Genomic DNA, 14,926 nt, shown 5'->3' with positions numbered 1-14,926 from the left:
TCGGTGCGCGACCGCTACTGGCAGGGCGAGAAGAAGATCTGAGAGGGTGGGCCGCGCCGGGAGCCCATTTGCCCGCCCCCGCATGGCTCTTGGGGGCGCGCGGCCAGCCGTGTAACCTCGTTCCATCGAAAAGGCTCAGGGGGAGCAACGCATGTCATTCGCCTATCCGCATACGGGTCTTGTGACCCTTCTCGCACTCTTCGTCTATTTCTGGATGGCCCTCCAGGTCGGCCGGGCCCGCGGCCGGCACAAGGTGCCCGCGCCCGCGATGAGCGGGCCGGACGAACTCATGCGTGTCATCCGCGTGCATGAGAACACGCTGGAAGGTCTCGTGCTCTTCCTGCCCGCGCTCTGGCTTTTCGCGCTCACCATCGGCGATCTCTGGGCGGCGCTTGTCGGCATCTTCTACCCGATCGGCCGGGTCATTTACGCGCGCGGTTATTACAAGGCCGCCGAAAAGCGCGAGCTGGGCTTCAGCATCGGCATCATCGCCACGGGAATTCTCGTCGTCGGCGATCTCATCGCGCTGGTGATGGCGGCCATCGCGACGCATCTCTGAAAGGAGTGCGCCGCAAAGCAGAAGGGCCGTCCCTTTCGGGACGGCCCTTCGCTCCTATCCAACGTCCGTTTCTTGTTATGTGACGCCGAATGTCGATGTCGTGTCCGGCTATCCGAGCCTGGCGAGCGCGGCGGCGACCTGGGCGGTCTTTTCCAGCGTCACCATGTGGCTCGCCTCCGGGATGGAGACGAGTTCCGCGCCCCTGATCGCCTTCTTCCAGGCATGGGCATAGGCCGGCGGAATGAGCCTGTCGCTGTCACCCCAGACGAGCACCGTCTTCGCCTTGATGCGGTAGAGGCGCTGCGAAAGGCCGCGCTCGGGGATGGGGAAGAGGATCTTGCCCGCCATGCCCATCTGCCGGGCGTTCTGCACGAGGAAGCCCTTGAGCCATTCAGGATCGTCGAGCGCGACGCCCGCCGTCATGAGCTTCGTGCCCGCCTCCACATCGTGGAAGAGATATTGCGGCATCTCATAGGGCAGCATGGCGAAGAGATCGGGGATCGGATGATCGTCGAGCCAGAGACCCGCCGGGCAGATGAGGCCGAGGCGCGAGAAGTCGTTGGGCGCGATGGCGGCCATCTCGGCGGCGATCATGCCGCCCATGGAATGGCCGACAAGGATCGGGTCCTTGAGCCCGAGAGCCTCGACGACATCCGCCGTGTGCAGCGTGAAGTCCAGCATGTCGCGGATTTCGCCGCATTCCTCCGAATCGCCATAGCCCGGCAGCAGCGGCGCGAAGACGTGATGGCTCTCCGCGAGCTTGTTGAGGAGCGGATCCTCGGCAGTGACGCCGCCCGCGCCATGGAGATAGACGAGCGGCGCGCCCTTTCCGCCCTCGAAATAGCGAACGGGCGCGTGTTGCGTCTTGACGGTTTTCGTTTCCATCAGTCTTTTCCTCCCACCATCGCCGCCACCGCCGCTTCGCTCGGCAGGTTGCCCGGCGTTACCTGCTTCGCCAGCGGCTTGCACCAGAAACGTCCGTCATCGGCATGTTCGGGGAACATATTGCGGAGTTTCGGCATGACCTTCTCGGCGAAGAGGCGGGTCGAATACATGCACTTGTCTCTCGGCATGTCGCCGACATGCAGCAGGCAGAAGATGTTGCCGACATGGAGGCCCTTGATGAGCTCTTCCATGCGCTGGCGCACCGTTTCGGGGCTGCCGGCGATGACGTGACCCTGCTCGACGAGGTCCTTCCAGGTGAGCGACGCATAGCCGCCGATGGGCGGCGCATATTGCGAGAGAGCGCCGGTCTGGATCGTCTTGATCGTGCGGTAGCCCGGCGCGTCGGCAAAGCCCGGATAGACGTGGAGACAGCGATTGTAGAAGTAGCTCACATGCTCCGAGTAGAGCCGCTCGGCTTCCTCATCCGTCTCGGCGACGCAGATCGTCTGGGCGAAGCCTGCGCGATAGGGCGAGGTGTCGGGCGCGTTGCGCTGGGCGACGCGGTCCCAATAGCCCTGCAGGAGGGCGCGCGCGCGGATATAGCCCGAGAAGGAGAGGTAGGAATAGGAGTAGGTGTTGTCGATGCAGAAGTCGTAGGTCTCGACCGAGCCGCCACCGGGAATGTGGATCGGCGGATTGGGCTGCTGGATCGGGCGCGGCCAGATGTTCACATGCCGGAGCTTGTTGTAGCGGCCGTTGAAGGCGAAGGGCTCGGGATCGTGCCAGGCGCGCATGATGAGGTCGTGCGCTTCCTGATATTTCTCGCGCGTCAGCGCCGGGATCTGGCCGTAGCAATAGTTCGTGTCCATCGACGTGCCGACCGGGAAGCCGGCGACGAGGCGACCGCCCGAGATGCAGTCGAGCATGGCGAATTCCTCGGCGACGCGCACCGGCGGATTGTAGAGCGCGATCGAGTTGCCGAGTACGACAATGCCGACATCCTTCGTGCGCCGGGCAAGCCCCGCCGCGATGATGTTCGGAGACGGCATGATGCCGTAGCCGTTCTGGTGGTGCTCGTTGACGCCGATGCCGTCGAAGCCGAGCGTCGCGGCATATTCGAGCAGGTCGATATGAGTATTGTAGACCTCATGGCTCTTCGCCGGATCGAAGAGCTTCGAGGGAATGTCGACCCAGACCGAGCGGTACTTCTCGCGGAAGTCGTCCGGCAGATAGGGCCATGGCATCAGATTGAACCATGTGAACTTCATGCGTCTCCTCCTCCTGAGACAGGCCCGGTCCGCTTGCCCCGGGGGAGCACGCCCGTTTTCGGGTCTGTTGCGGCCCGTCCTCGTTTTTAGGGTAATTCCCCTAGGCCGGGAGTCTAGTCAATTTGCCCAAGGGGTGCAATTGCGCCGCATGTGCCATTGCTGACAGCCCTGTTAGCGCAGGCCGGGGCCAATGGCGCTATGCTGCATCCGGTTCGGTCGTGAGAAATTTCGGGAGGATGCGATGCGCATGAAAGTGCTTGGCCGGTCGGGCCTCAAGGTGTCGGTCGTCGGTCTTGGCTGCAACAATTTCGGCATGAAATGCGATCAGGCGGCAACCGACGCGGTGGTCGGAAAGGCGCTCGATCTCGGCATCACCTTCTTCGACACGGCCGATGCTTATGGCAACAAGGGCGGCTCCGAGACGATGCTCGGCAAGGCGCTGGGACAGCGCCGCAAGGATGTCGTCGTCGCGACGAAGTTCGGCCTGCCGATGGGCGATGGCGACTATATGAAGGGCGCCTCGCGCCGCTATATCGTGCAGGCCGTCGAGGCGAGCCTGAAACGTCTTGGTACGGATTATATCGACCTCTACCAGCTTCATTTCCCAGACCCCGAGACGCCGGTCGAGGAAACGCTTGCGGCTCTCGACGATCTCGTCCGCTCGGGCAAGGTGCGCTATATCGGCTCGTCCAATCTCGCGGGCTGGCAGCTCGTCGAGGCGTGGTATCTGGCCGGCAAGGCGGGCGGCGCAAGGTTCATCTCGGCGCAGAACCATTACAACCTCCTCGACCGCAAGATCGAGCTGGAGCTTGTGCCCGCCGCCAAGGCCTATGGGGCCAGCGTTCTTCCCTACTTCCCGCTGGCGAGCGGCATGCTGACGGGCAAGTACAGGCGTGGGACCGGCGGGCCGGGCGACGGTCGCCTCACCCTCATGGGCGACCGCGCGAAAGCCATCCTGACGGACGAGAATTTCGACTTCGTGGAGAAACTCGAGGCGTTCGCCGCCGCGCGCGGCCGCTCGCTCCTCGATCTCGCCATCGGCTGGCTCGCCTCGCAACCCCATGTCGGCAGCGTCATCGCCGGCGCGACAGGGCCCGAACAGGTCGAGCAGAATGTGAAGGCGGGCGAGTGGGAGCTTTCGGCCGAGGAGCTGGCCGAGGTCGGGAAGATCACTTTCAGGTTCTGATCGGCAGATTCTGATTCGGCAGCGCGTCCATCCGGCGGATTTGCGGCCGGTTCGGGGAGATTTGCGTGTCTTCCCCCGACCGTCTCCCCCGTCTAGACTGCCTCCCAACAAGAAATTGAAACTCCAGGAGGAACGACATGACGGAAGTGGATATCGTCATTCGAGGCGGAATGCTCGTCGACGGCACGGGCAGCGCGCCGCGCGAGGCCGATGTGGCGATCGACAAGGGCCGTATCGTCGCGGTGGGCAGGGTGGCGGCGAAGGGCCGCGAGGAGATCGACGCAAAGGGTCTTCTCGTTACGCCCGGCTGGGTCGACATTCACACCCATTATGACGGGCAGGTGACATGGGAGAGCCGCGTCACGCCGTCCTCCATTCATGGCTCGACGACCGTCGTCATGGGCAATTGCGGCGTCGGTTTCGCGCCCGTGCGCTCAACCGATCACGACACGCTCATCCGCCTCATGGAAGGCGTCGAGGATATTCCGGGCGCGGCGCTCCATGAGGGCCTTTCCTGGGAGTGGGAGAGCTTCGCCGAATATATGGACGCGATCGAGGAGCTGCCGCATGACATCGACATCGTGACGCAGGTGCCACATGGCGCGCTGCGCGTCTATGTCATGGGCGAGCGCGGCGCGAAGCGCGAGCCGGCGACCGCCGACGAGATCGCCGAGATGAAGCGCCTGACGCGCGAGGCGATCGAGGCCGGCGCCATCGGCTTCTCGACGACGCGGACGATGGTGCACAGGACGGCCGACGGCGACCTCACGCCGACGCTCGGCGCCGCCGATGCCGAGATGGTCGCCATTGCCGAGGCACTGCGCGATGCGGGCACGGGCGTTCTGCAATGGGTGTCCGATTTCCGCGAGATTGATCACGAGTTCGGCCTCATCGAGGAGCTGACGCGCGTTTCCGGCCGGCCGCTCAGCTTCTCCATGGTGCAGGCCGACGTCATGCCCGATCAGTGGCGCGAGCTGATGAGGCGCCTCGATGGCGCGGCATCGCGCGGACTGCCCATCAAGGCGCAGGTGCAGGGGCGCCCCGTGGGCCTCATGCTCGGCCTTCAGGGCTCGGTCCATCCCTTCGTCACGCGGCCTTCCTATCAGGCGATCGCCCATCTGCCGCTTGCCGAGCGGGTGGCGGTGATGAGCGATCCCGCTTTCCGCGCGAAGCTCATCGCGGAGGCGCCGGAGGCGGGCCACCCCTTCGTCAATTCGCTCGCCGGCGCCTATCACAAGATGTTCGATCTCGGCGATCCGCCGAATTACGAGCCCGCGCCGGAGGAGAGCATCGCCGCGCGCGCCAAGGCCACGGGCGAGAACCCCGACGCCATCGTCTATGACATTCTGACGGCGAATGGCGGTACGGGATTCCTGTTCTTCCCGCTGCACAACTACACCGACTTCAACCTCGACAACACGCTCACCATGATGCGCAATCCGAACACGCTGTTCGGCCTGTCGGATGGTGGCGCGCATGTGGGCGCGATCTGCGATGTCAGCGTGCCGACCTATATGCTCACCCATTGGTGCCGCGACCGCACGCGCGGCGAAAGGCTCGATCTGCCCTTCGTGGTGAAGAGCCAGACGAAGGACACCGCGGAGGCCATCGGCCTCAGGGATCGCGGCGTCGTCGCGCCGGGCTACAAGGCAGACGTCAATGTGATCGACTTCGAGCGCCTGCGCCTGAAGCCGCCGCATATGGTTTATGACCTGCCTTCCGGCGCGCGCCGCCTGATGCAGGAAGCGGAAGGCTATGTCGTCACCATCGCCAGCGGCCAGGTGATCTATCGCGATGGCGAGCCGACCGGCGCCCTGCCGGGCAGGCTCGTGCGCGGCGAGCAGCCCGCACCGGCATTGCGCGCGGCCGAATAGTCCGCTCAGGCGGGAATGGGAAGGAAGTGTTCGGGCGCGGCTTCGGCTGCGCCCGTTTCCATTTGGAAGCGCGGCGTTTCCGTCCTGAAGAAGCGCTCGACCCTCGCGGCGATCTCTTCCCAGCCCGGCTCGCTCGGCAGCCAGTGCGCCCGTCCGCGCAGGAATTCGATGCGCGCCTTGCCGCCATAATAGTCGGCGGTCGACCAGGCGATGGACGCGGGAGTGAGGCGGTCCTCGCTGCCGGTGAGAAAGAGCAGCGGACAAGTGACCTTGCTCGCATCGACATGGGCGGCGCGCCGCCGGTCGAGATACCAGAAGGCCATTTCGGCGAGGCACCGGCCTGATTCCGGTATGAGTGTCGCGTAAAGCCTGCGCGCCTCCTCCTCGTCGAGGCCGTTGAGCGCGCCCCAGCGCATGGTGTCGTAGGTGGGAAGCTGCGTCCTCCGCCAGAAAGGCGTGAGAAACGCCCGACGGAAGAACCATGCGACCATGGGATCGAGCGCGAAGACAGGCGCGCAATGGGCGGAAGCAAGAAGCGCCGCGCCACGCGCAAGCCCTCGCGCGGCAAGCATCTGGACGAGAAGCCCGCCCATCGAATGGCCGACGACGAACGGCCTGACGCCAAGCGCGCGGATGCCGGCTTCGAGATCGTCCGCGTAATGAGCAAGGCTCGTCGTGGCGAGAGCCGGGTTCACGGGCGCGCCGGGCGCGACGTCATGGTGGCGCAGCGTCGGCGTCACGACCCTGTAGCCGCTCGCCTCGAAATAGGCCCGGAAATTCTCCCAGACATGCGGGCCGCTCCACATGCCGTGAACGAGCATGATCGTCCGTTCGCCGGGAGTGCCGTCATCCATGCGCGTTCTGTCTCCGGCGTTCATGTCCGAGGACCGCTCCCGCAGCGCGGAATGTCTCGCCCGGGGGCGTTGGTGAGGGACAGGAATTTTGCCATGTGGCGGCTCTTCGTTCCTCGGGGAACATAATCCCCAGATGAGGGGGCGCGCCAACGGGCACCGGCGTTTCCCCATGTGTGAGCGCATTTAACGACAGGAACGCTTACCAAACTGCCAACATTATGCGGAATGCGGATCGAATTGGGTATCGCCGTGCGGCCGCGCCCCCACAATGGCGCTCTTGAACGGGACTGGCAATGTCGGCACTCTGATCAATGAAGGCGTCGAGGCCGGCGCCGCGCATGGAACATCGATTGGGGATCGGCATGACGGAAAGACGCAGGAGCGGAAGCGGCAAGACGGCGCGCACTCCGGCAGCGCGCACTTCGGCGGCGCGCGCGGCGGCGGCGAAGCGGCGGACGGCGGCGCGTCCGGTGAAGGCGGCCGGAGGGGCTGACCAGGCGCGTTCAAAGGCGGGTTCAAAAGCGCGTCCGAAGGCGCCCGCGAAAGCGAAGCCGAAGGCGGCGCGAGGGGCCGCCGGGACCGCGAAGAAAGCCAAGACCGCGCCCCGGCTCTCGGCCGAACAGGCCGCCGCCAGAAAGGCGCTCGAAAAGCAGGTGAAGGGCGTTTCCCGCGAAATCGACAAGGCCGAACGCGAGGCGAAGAAATCGCTGCGCGACGCCGAGAAGCGTTATCGCGGCATCCTCTCCGGCCTCAAGGCCGATCGCGCCAGGCTTCAGAAGCGCCTCCAGACGCTCGCCTCGCAGGGCGAGAACGCCTTCGACGAGATCCGCGCGGGCGTCGAGGCCGCCTATCGCGAGCTTTCGGAGGCTGTCGTCAAGGCTTACGGCCATTTCAGGTAAAGGGCGAGCCGCCGCTCGCGCTATCGTGAACGCGGTGCTACTGACGCGGGGCCCCTGGGCTCCGCGTTTTCGTTTGTGCCGCTTGCATCGTTTCCTGCGAGCGGGCTAACTCCGGGCATAAGAATTTCATAGCCGGGAGGAACGACATGAACCGCGTACTCGCCCATACGGGCGCCAGATATCCGATCATCCAGGCGCCGATGGGCTGGATCGCCCGCACGCCGCTTGCATCCGCCGTCTCGCGGGCAGGCGGGCTCGGCATCATCGAAACCTCGTCCGGCGAAACCGAAGCCTGCAAGGCCGAGATCGCGAAGATGAGCGAGCTGGGTCTTCCCTTCGGCGTCAATCTGCCGATCCTCTTCCTGCGCGACGATGCGATGCTCAAATTCGTCTGCACGTCGGGCGTGAAGTTCGTGACGACCTCGGCTGGCAGCCCGGCGAAGTTCGTGGCGCCGCTGAAGGAGGCGGGCATCGTCGTCTATCACGCCGTGCCGACGGTCGATGCGGCTTTGAAATGCGTCGATGCGGGTGTCGACGGGCTCGTCGTCGAAGGGGCGGAAGGCGGCGGCTTCAAGAACCCGGAAGAGGTTTCGACGCTTGTGCTCCTTCAGGCGATCCGCGAAAGGGTCGATGTGCCGCTCATCGCCGCGGGCGGCATCTGCGACGGGCGCGGCATGGCGGCAGCCTTCGCGCTCGGCGCCGAAGCGATCCAGATGGGAACGCGCTTCGTAAGCTGCGCCGAAAGCCCCGTGCACCGGAATTACAAGCAGAAGATCGTCGAAGCGAAGGAGACGGGCACATATGTGCTCAACAAGAAATCGACGCCCTGCATCCGGGCGCTGAAGTCGGAGCGCATGGATGCGATCCATGAGGAAGGGCGCATGCCGGCCGATGTCTTCAAGGGCATTCGGGATGTCTATTTCGGCGGCGACATGGAAGCAGCGCCCGCGCTTGCCGGCCAGTCCGCAGGCCTCATCCATGAGGTGAAGTCGGCGAAGGACATCATCGAGGAGACGGTGGCCCAGTTCTTCTCGATCACGAACCGTCTCGGTGGGCTCGCCTCGGCGCAGAGCTTCGGCTGATCGCCGCGTCAGTGAAGCTGCGGCATCGCCAGCCGCAGCGTCGGCGCGTCGGCGCGCATGGAGCCGAGATGGAGGCCAGCGGCGGTGCAGGCGAGCGCCAGCCGCTGCGCGGGCGGCCAGATCGCTGCATGCGAGGGCAGGCGCCATTCCGGCGCGAAGAAGGCGAGGGGCGCGCCATCGCGCGTCTGTAGCGCGGCGAGGAAGTTGAGAAGCCGCGCCTCGTCGCCCGTCAGCACCCGCCATTTGGGGCAGGGCACGGAAAGGGGCCGCGTCGAGGCGCCGATCAGCGCCTCGGTAAGCTCGGCGATGAGGCTCGCCCCTTCGGGCATGTCGAGCTTGTCGAAGGCGCGTTGCACGACGAGCGAGTTCTGCTGCCCGTCGCCGATATGGGACCACTGAACGCGCATCGCCCAGACGAGGAATTGCTCGGCAAAGCCAAGCTCGGCGACCGGCAGCTCCGGGACATAGCGGGGATGGCGCGACGGAGAGGGGAAAAAGGCGCGGTCTGCTGGCTTCATGGCGTGTCTCCGATGCGGGAGGATGGAGCGAGGCTATCGCTATTGATAATCAATCGCAATAACTATCATGCAGATCGAAGGCTGAAGAGCCGGGCTCGGCATCGCCAGGCATTCTCGTCACGCGAATCGGATGAGGCACTTGATCGCCTGCCTCGACAGTTTCATGCGCGAGAACCCTCTCGCCGGACGTAGAACGCCGTAATCCGGACACCGCAGATGAAAATTCGGCGCCATGTGCGCATGCGGAGGTTTTTGTTTGACACGCTGCACTGCGCCATCTACATGAGCGCCAGAACGCAATCGCACGTGCCCCTGGCCCGGAACCGGCTACGTAACGGCGTACGCGTCTCTTTTGGAAGGTTTGGCGGCATGCCGCGTTGGCAGCCAGCCGGGTTTCTGGGGAGAATGCATATGCCTGATTACAGTCTGAGGGGCTGACGCCCCTGATGACGCCGAGCCGCGCCGTTCTCCGGAACGGACAAGCCGGGCGAGTTCGCCCTGCACTCGGCACCTCAAGCCACCGCGTTCAATCTGCGAAAGCTTAAATATCCACGGCCCCGGCGCAGCCCATCGCGATTTCCCGTGTGGAATCCGGTGCGGCGCAATGCGTCCGGCAAGCCAGGTCCATCTACTGGTTGGAGAGAGGCCCATGTCCGAGCCCCGCGCCCTCTTCCAATTGGGGATCGACTTGAATCGCGATTCAAGGAAGACCCAGGCGGAAGTACTCGAGTTCCCCCACAACGCCCCGAATCTCGCATCGGTGGAAACGCTGTCCGAAGGACCGCGCACCCATGACGAGGAGCGGAAGGATTTCTTCATCGAGCGCAATGGCGAACGTTTCGCCGGAACGCATCTGATCATCGATCTGGTCGGTGCGAGCAGGCTCGACGATCTGAAGCACATCGAGGAAACGCTGATCCGTTGCGTCGAGGTGTCCAAGGCGACGCTGCTGCACATCCACCTCCATCACTTCACGCCCAATGGCGGCGTGTCGGGCGTGGCCGTGCTGTCGGAGAGCCATATCTCGATCCACACCTGGCCCGAGGCGAATTACGCCGCGCTCGACGTCTTCATGTGTGGCGAGGCCGAGCCGCAGAACTCGATCGCCGTCTTGCAGGAGGCGTTCGGCCCGTCCAACATTCGCGTCGAGGAACTGCGGCGCGGAAAGGACATGGTCTGATGCCGGTTCGGAGCGACGGAAAGACCCATTGGGTCGACGAGGTTCTCCATGAGAATGGCGGCCTCGTCATTTCCTATCGTGCGGACAGGATCATCTTCGAGGAAAGCACCGGCCAGCAGCACCTCGTGATCTACGACAACCAGACCTTCGGCCGCATGATGGCGCTCGACGGCGCCACGCAGGTGACCGAGAAGGACGAGTTCGTCTATCACGAGATGATGACCCATGTGCCCGTGCTCGCGCATGGGAATGTGAAGCGTCTGCTCATCATCGGTGGCGGCGATGGCGGCATCCTGCGCGAGGCCGTGCGTCACAAGGGCATCGAGAAGATCACCATGGTCGAGATCGATCCCGCGGTGACCAATCTGGCGAAGGAGCATCTGCCGATGATCTCGGCCGGCGCATTCGACGATCCGCGCCTCGACCTCATCTTCACGGATGGCGCCGAGTTCGTGCGGACCTCGTCGGAGCAATATGACGTGATCATCGTCGATTCGACCGATCCCGTCGGGCCTGGCGTCGTCCTCTTCGAGGAAGAGTTCTACCGCAATGCCAAGGCGCGCCTCACCGAAGGCGGCATCCTCGTCACGCAGAACGGCGTGCCGTTCCTGCAGTCGACCGAGCTTTCGAGCACCATGGCGAAGTTCAAGCGGCTCTTCCGCTACGCTCACTGCTATGTCGCCACCATTCCGACCTATGTCGGCGGCTTCATGGCGATGGGATGGGGCACGGATGACGAGTTCCTGAACGCGGTGACGGTCGAAACACTCACCCATCGCTATCGCGAGGCGGGGCTGAAGACGCGCTACTACACGCCGGCCGTGCACAAGGCCGCCTTTGCGCTGCCTGCCTTCATCGAGGAGATCGTGGCGAAGGCCGCGGACTGACGAGCCGCAAGGCGAAAGGACGCAGACGGACGATCCGCGCGAACAGGCGGATCGTCCGTTTTGCTTCAGTCGAGCTTTTTAGGGCTCACGATGATCCCGTCCTCATCGGCATAGAGCCATTCGCCGGGCCGGAAGGTCGCGCCCGCGAAGCGTAGAACGACATCATAGTCTCCGAGCCCGCGCCGCTCGCTTCTTTTGGGGTGTGCAGCAAGCGCCTTCACGCCCACCTGCGCGGCGGCAAGCTCCGCCGTGTCGCGCACGCAGCCATGGACCACGATTCCCGCCCAGCCATTCTGAACCGCGAGAGCTGCGAGATTGCCGCCGACAAGCGCGCAGCGCAGCGAGCCGCCGCCATCGACGACGAGCACGCGGCCATTGCCCGGTGTTTCGAGCGCCTGGCGCACCTTCGGATTGTCCTCGAAGGTCTTGAGCGTCGCTATGGGGCCCGAGAAGGCGCGCCGCCCGCCAAAATCGCGGAAGATCGGCTCGCAATGCTCGACGAGATCGGGATGGGCGTCGGAAAGATCGGTGGTGGCGGGGCTGGTCATCGGCTTCTCTCTCGCGGTCATTGGGAGGATCGGCCGGATTTTTCCCACGCTGGAACGGCGGGAGCAAGCCGCCGCGCGGAGCGAAAGGCGGTCAGCCCGCTGTCTGCGGAAGTTTTCGGCGCAGCGCCGCCGCGGTGAAGGGGTCGGCCGGGAAGAAGGTTTCGATCGCCAGTTCCGAAAAGGTGAGGTCGACCGCGGTGCCGAAGACGGTCGTGGTGGTGAGGAAGGAGAGCACGCCTTCCTCGCTCCTGATCCGGAACGGCAGAACGATGTCGCCATAGGGCTCGTCGAGGCGGGCGGTGGACCGGCCGCCGGAATGGGGCAGCGCCGCAAGCTCGCGCTGGAGCGCCGCGAGCGTCGCATCGCCGCTTTCGGCGACCTGCCGTTGCAGGCGGTGCAGCACATGGCCGCGCCACTGGCCGAAATTGACGATGCGGGGGGCGAGCCCGCGCGGATCGAGGCTCAGCCGCAGCACGTTGACCGGCGGCTCGAGAAGCTCCGGCGCGATATCGGCAAGGAAGAGGCCGATGGCGCGGTTGGCGGCGACGAGCGTCCAGTGCCGGTCGACGGCGAGCGCGGGCGAGGGCTCGTGGCTCGTGAGCATGAATTCGACGGCGCGGCGCGCCTCCTCGGCGGCGGGGCTCGTCATGGCCGTTTCCGTGTAGAGCGGCGCGAAGCCTGCCGCCATGAAGAGCGCGTTGCGCTCGCGCGGGGGAATATCGAGAAGCTCGCTCAGATGCAGCAGCATCTCGCGGCTCGGGCGCGAGCGCCCGGTTTCGAGAAAGCTCAGATGGCGCGCCGAGATATCGGCGTCGCAGGCCAGCTCGAGCTGGCTGAGCCTCCGGCGCTGGCGCCAGGCGCGCAGCAGATCTCCGACGGCGGCGGGGCGGTTCATGTTCAACATGCCGTCAGTTTTGATCGTTCGCGACATGGCGGCAATTACCTCCCGGGTAATCGACTGGCGCACGGCGCGGCCCGAGGATCGCAGCCGTTCGTGCAAAGCTTCATCAGGAGATCAGTATGACCGACGTCAATCACCTTATCGATGGCTACCTCGCCATCTGGAACGAGACGGATGCGGAGCGCCGCCGCGCGCTGATCGAGCGGCACTGGACCGAGGACGCCGCCTATATCGATCCCGTCATGGCGGGTCATGGCCATGCGGGCATCGACCGCATGATCGCGGGCGCGCAGGCGCAGTTCCCCGGCCATGTCTTCCAGCAGGTAGGCCAGGGCGAGGGGCACAATGCCCGCCTGCGCTTCAGCTGGGAACTCATCGGGCCGGATGGCAGGGAGGCGGGCATAGCGGGCACCGATTTCGGCGTCATCGCCGAAGACGGGCGGCTCGCCGCCATCACCGGCTTCCTCGATCAGATGCCAAATGCTTGAAAGGAGAAAGACCCATGCAAGCCATTCTTTCTTCCCCCTCGCTGCTCCGCAACGCATTGCTTGTGGATGCAATCGGAACCGGCGCAACCGGCCTGCTCATGGCTGTGGCGGCATCGCTCCTCGCCCCTCTGCTCGGCCTGCCTGAAAATCTGGTTTTCTACGCAGGCCTGCTGCTCATCCTCTTTTCCGGCTTCGTCTACATCACTGCAAACGGCCAGCCGATTTCGCGCAAGGCCGCGATGGCAATCATCATCCTCAACGCGCTCTGGGTCATCGACAGCATCGCGCTCCTCGCAAGCGGCTGGGTCGAGCCGACACGGCTCGGCTATGTTTTCGTTGTGGCGCAGGCGCTTGTCGGCGGCGTCTTCGCGGAGCTGCAATTCATCGGACTCCGCCGTCAGGCATGATTCGTGACGGTGGACAAACAAAAACCCGCGGAGATCGCTCTCCGCGGGTTCGTTGTTTCAGCCGTGAAGCCGGATCAGTGCGAGCCGGCCGTCTTGAACTGCGCGGCTTCGGTCGAGTCGGCCAGCGCAGTCGTCGAGCTCTCGCCGCCGCCCGCTGCGAGCGAAACGAGGTCGAAGTAGCCCGTGCCGACTTCGCGCTGGTGGCGCGTCGCGGTGAAGCCGTTCTTCTCCGCCGCGAACTCGGCCTGCTGCAGCTCGGAATAGGCGCCCATGCCGCGATCGCGGTAGGCGGAAGCGAGCTGGAACATGCCGTAGTTGAGCTGGTGGAAACCGGCGAGCGTCACGAACTGGTACTTGTAGCCCATGGCCGCGATTTCGCGCTGGAACTTCTCGATCGTCGCCTTGTCGAGGTTCGCTTCCCAGTTGAAGGAAGGCGAGCAGTTATAGGCGAGGAGCTGGTCCGGATATTCCTTCCGGATCGCCTCGGCGAAGCGCTTCGCGTCTTCGAGGTTCGGGTGCGAGGTTTCCCACCACAGCAGGTCCGCATAAGGAGCGAAGGCGAGGCCGCGCTTGATGCAGTGGTCGACGCCCTTGCCCGGCTTCAGGCGGTAGAAGCCCTCGACCGTGCGGCCGGCGTCGAAGTCGATGAACTCGTGGTCGCGCTCGTCGATGTCCGAGGTGATGAGGTTCGCGGATTCCGCGTCCGTGCGGGCCATGATGAGGGTCGGCACGCCCATCACGTCGGCGCCGAGGCGCGCGGCGTTGAGGTTGCGCTCATGGGCGCGGGTCGGGATGAGAACCTTGCCGCCGAGATGGCCGCACTTCTTCTCCGAGGCGAGCTGGTCTTCGTAGTGGACGCCGGCGGCGCCCGCTTCGATATAGGCCTTCATGATCTCGAAGCAGTTGAGCGGGCCGCCGAAACCGGCTTCCGCGTCGGCGACGATCGGCAGGAACCAGTCGCGCTTCGCGCCGCCTTCCGAGTGCTCGATCTCGTCAGCGCGCTTCAGCGTGCGGTTGATCTTGCGGGCAAGCTCCGGGCCCGAGTTCGCCGGATAGAGCGACTGGTCGGGATAGGTCGTGCCTGCGGTGTTGTTGTCGGCGGCAACCTGCCAGCCCGAGAGGTAGATCGCCTTGAGGCCCGCGCGTGCCATCTGCATGGCCTGGTTGCCGGAAAGGGCGCCCAGCGAGTGCACGTAGTCGGTCGTGTGCAGGAGTTCCCAGAGCTTGTTCGCGCCGCGGGTTGCGAGCGTGTACTCGATCGGGAACGAGCCGCGCAGCTTTTCGACGTCTTCGACCGAATAGTTGCGCTTCACATTGTCGAAACGGCCCTTGGGCGCGCTCGGGATGAGATCGTAGAAGGTCTTCTTGCTCATAGGTAGGTTCCTTGGGG

General features: G+C 64.8%; 16 protein-coding genes. 9 read left to right on the top strand and 7 right to left on the bottom strand.

What is annotated here, in order from left to right:
* Window positions 1–151 precede the first annotated feature (151 nt).
* Window positions 152–559: an MAPEG family protein gene (locus PKA57_RS01905; protein WP_324297227.1), complete on the top strand. Its 408-nt coding sequence runs from the start codon at window positions 152–154 to the stop codon at window positions 557–559.
* A gap of 108 nt (window positions 560–667) precedes the next feature.
* On the opposite strand, the gene PKA57_RS01900 is transcribed toward PKA57_RS01905, so the two are convergent.
* Both PKA57_RS01900 and PKA57_RS01895 read right to left on the bottom strand, forming a co-directional pair.
* The gene (locus PKA57_RS01900; protein WP_324297226.1) at window positions 668–1,444 is read right to left on the bottom strand and encodes an alpha/beta hydrolase; all 777 of its coding nucleotides are present in this window, start codon (window positions 1,442–1,444) and stop codon (window positions 668–670) included.
* Window positions 1,444–2,712, bottom strand: a complete 1,269-nt coding sequence (locus PKA57_RS01895; protein WP_324297225.1) for an LLM class flavin-dependent oxidoreductase — start codon at window positions 2,710–2,712, stop codon at window positions 1,444–1,446. Before PKA57_RS01895 ends, PKA57_RS01900 begins: the two co-directional genes overlap by 1 nt.
* Window positions 2,713–2,953: 241 nt before the next feature.
* Here PKA57_RS01895 and PKA57_RS01890 point away from each other — a divergent pair, with 241 nt between their 5' ends.
* Both PKA57_RS01890 and PKA57_RS01885 read left to right on the top strand, forming a co-directional pair.
* The gene (locus PKA57_RS01890) at window positions 2,954–3,898 is read left to right on the top strand and encodes an aldo/keto reductase (protein ID WP_324297224.1); all 945 of its coding nucleotides are present in this window, start codon (window positions 2,954–2,956) and stop codon (window positions 3,896–3,898) included.
* Between the two features lie 137 nt (window positions 3,899–4,035).
* Complete coding sequence (locus tag PKA57_RS01885; protein WP_324297223.1) at window positions 4,036–5,772, top strand: amidohydrolase family protein; 1,737 nt, start codon at window positions 4,036–4,038, stop codon at window positions 5,770–5,772.
* A gap of 5 nt (window positions 5,773–5,777) precedes the next feature.
* On the opposite strand, the gene PKA57_RS01880 is transcribed toward PKA57_RS01885, so the two are convergent.
* Complete coding sequence (locus PKA57_RS01880; protein ID WP_324297222.1) at window positions 5,778–6,626, bottom strand: alpha/beta hydrolase; 849 nt, start codon at window positions 6,624–6,626, stop codon at window positions 5,778–5,780.
* Between the two features lie 362 nt (window positions 6,627–6,988).
* Between PKA57_RS01880 and PKA57_RS01875 the strand changes: the two genes are divergently transcribed.
* Together PKA57_RS01875 and PKA57_RS01870 are read left to right on the top strand one after the other, a co-directional pair.
* The gene (locus tag PKA57_RS01875) at window positions 6,989–7,525 is read left to right on the top strand and encodes a hypothetical protein (RefSeq protein ID WP_324297221.1); all 537 of its coding nucleotides are present in this window, start codon (window positions 6,989–6,991) and stop codon (window positions 7,523–7,525) included.
* 146 nt (window positions 7,526–7,671) lie between these two features.
* Window positions 7,672–8,607 (top strand): nitronate monooxygenase family protein, encoded by a 936-nt coding sequence (locus PKA57_RS01870; RefSeq protein ID WP_324297220.1) that lies wholly within the window; start codon window positions 7,672–7,674, stop codon window positions 8,605–8,607.
* Window positions 8,608–8,615: 8 nt separating this feature from the next.
* Here PKA57_RS01870 and PKA57_RS01865 read toward each other — a convergent pair whose 3' ends face one another.
* Entirely contained in the window at window positions 8,616–9,125 is a 510-nt protein-coding gene (locus PKA57_RS01865) for a hypothetical protein (RefSeq protein ID WP_324297219.1), read from the bottom strand.
* A gap of 688 nt (window positions 9,126–9,813) precedes the next feature.
* Between PKA57_RS01865 and speD the strand changes: the two genes are divergently transcribed.
* Both speD and speE read left to right on the top strand, forming a co-directional pair.
* Window positions 9,814–10,305, top strand: coding sequence for an adenosylmethionine decarboxylase (gene speD / locus PKA57_RS01860; RefSeq protein ID WP_324297218.1), 492 nt, complete (start codon window positions 9,814–9,816; stop codon window positions 10,303–10,305).
* Window positions 10,305–11,192, top strand: a complete 888-nt coding sequence (speE, locus tag PKA57_RS01855) for a polyamine aminopropyltransferase (protein ID WP_324297217.1) — start codon at window positions 10,305–10,307, stop codon at window positions 11,190–11,192. The genes speD and speE overlap by 1 nt, the downstream gene beginning before the upstream one ends.
* Before the next feature lie 65 nt (window positions 11,193–11,257).
* On the opposite strand, the gene rraA is transcribed toward speE, so the two are convergent.
* Window positions 11,258–11,740: a ribonuclease E activity regulator RraA gene (gene rraA, locus PKA57_RS01850; protein WP_324297216.1), complete on the bottom strand. Its 483-nt coding sequence runs from the start codon at window positions 11,738–11,740 to the stop codon at window positions 11,258–11,260.
* Between the two features lie 91 nt (window positions 11,741–11,831).
* Window positions 11,832–12,671 (bottom strand): helix-turn-helix transcriptional regulator, encoded by an 840-nt coding sequence (locus PKA57_RS01845; RefSeq protein ID WP_324297215.1) that lies wholly within the window; start codon window positions 12,669–12,671, stop codon window positions 11,832–11,834.
* 89 nt (window positions 12,672–12,760) lie between these two features.
* Here PKA57_RS01845 and PKA57_RS01840 point away from each other — a divergent pair, with 89 nt between their 5' ends.
* Together PKA57_RS01840 and PKA57_RS01835 are read left to right on the top strand one after the other, a co-directional pair.
* The gene (locus PKA57_RS01840; RefSeq protein ID WP_324297214.1) at window positions 12,761–13,129 is read left to right on the top strand and encodes a nuclear transport factor 2 family protein; all 369 of its coding nucleotides are present in this window, start codon (window positions 12,761–12,763) and stop codon (window positions 13,127–13,129) included.
* Window positions 13,130–13,143: 14 nt separating this feature from the next.
* Window positions 13,144–13,536, top strand: coding sequence for a hypothetical protein (locus PKA57_RS01835; RefSeq protein WP_324297213.1), 393 nt, complete (start codon window positions 13,144–13,146; stop codon window positions 13,534–13,536).
* Between the two features lie 74 nt (window positions 13,537–13,610).
* Here the strand turns inward: PKA57_RS01835 and aceA are convergent, their stop codons facing one another.
* Window positions 13,611–14,909: an isocitrate lyase gene (gene aceA, locus PKA57_RS01830; protein ID WP_324297212.1), complete on the bottom strand. Its 1,299-nt coding sequence runs from the start codon at window positions 14,907–14,909 to the stop codon at window positions 13,611–13,613.
* Window positions 14,910–14,926: the final 17 nt, after the last annotated feature.

This window comes from Parvibaculum sp. (genome assembly GCF_035325945.1).
GTDB lineage: Bacteria > Pseudomonadota > Alphaproteobacteria > Parvibaculales > Parvibaculaceae > Parvibaculum.
The sequence above is the reverse complement of the archived record's forward strand: the minus strand, read 5'-3'. Positions and strand labels throughout refer to the sequence as shown.

Coding starts and splice junctions, on each gene's coding strand:
- PKA57_RS01890 (WP_324297224.1), top strand. CDS start 2,954: ATGCGCATGAAAGTGCTTGGCCGGTCGGGCCTCAAGGTGTCGGTCGTC.
- PKA57_RS01845 (WP_324297215.1), bottom strand. CDS start 12,671: ATGTCGCGAACGATCAAAACTGACGGCATGTTGAACATGAACCGCCCC.
- PKA57_RS01840 (WP_324297214.1), top strand. CDS start 12,761: ATGACCGACGTCAATCACCTTATCGATGGCTACCTCGCCATCTGGAAC.
- PKA57_RS01865 (WP_324297219.1), bottom strand. CDS start 9,125: ATGAAGCCAGCAGACCGCGCCTTTTTCCCCTCTCCGTCGCGCCATCCC.
- PKA57_RS01895 (WP_324297225.1), bottom strand. CDS start 2,712: ATGAAGTTCACATGGTTCAATCTGATGCCATGGCCCTATCTGCCGGAC.
- PKA57_RS01905 (WP_324297227.1), top strand. CDS start 152: ATGTCATTCGCCTATCCGCATACGGGTCTTGTGACCCTTCTCGCACTC.
- PKA57_RS01900 (WP_324297226.1), bottom strand. CDS start 1,444: ATGGAAACGAAAACCGTCAAGACGCAACACGCGCCCGTTCGCTATTTC.
- PKA57_RS01870 (WP_324297220.1), top strand. CDS start 7,672: ATGAACCGCGTACTCGCCCATACGGGCGCCAGATATCCGATCATCCAG.
- PKA57_RS01880 (WP_324297222.1), bottom strand. CDS start 6,626: ATGGATGACGGCACTCCCGGCGAACGGACGATCATGCTCGTTCACGGC.
- aceA (WP_324297212.1), bottom strand. CDS start 14,909: ATGAGCAAGAAGACCTTCTACGATCTCATCCCGAGCGCGCCCAAGGGC.
- PKA57_RS01835 (WP_324297213.1), top strand. CDS start 13,144: ATGCAAGCCATTCTTTCTTCCCCCTCGCTGCTCCGCAACGCATTGCTT.
- speE (WP_324297217.1), top strand. CDS start 10,305: ATGCCGGTTCGGAGCGACGGAAAGACCCATTGGGTCGACGAGGTTCTC.
- rraA (WP_324297216.1), bottom strand. CDS start 11,740: ATGACCAGCCCCGCCACCACCGATCTTTCCGACGCCCATCCCGATCTC.
- PKA57_RS01885 (WP_324297223.1), top strand. CDS start 4,036: ATGACGGAAGTGGATATCGTCATTCGAGGCGGAATGCTCGTCGACGGC.
- PKA57_RS01875 (WP_324297221.1), top strand. CDS start 6,989: ATGACGGAAAGACGCAGGAGCGGAAGCGGCAAGACGGCGCGCACTCCG.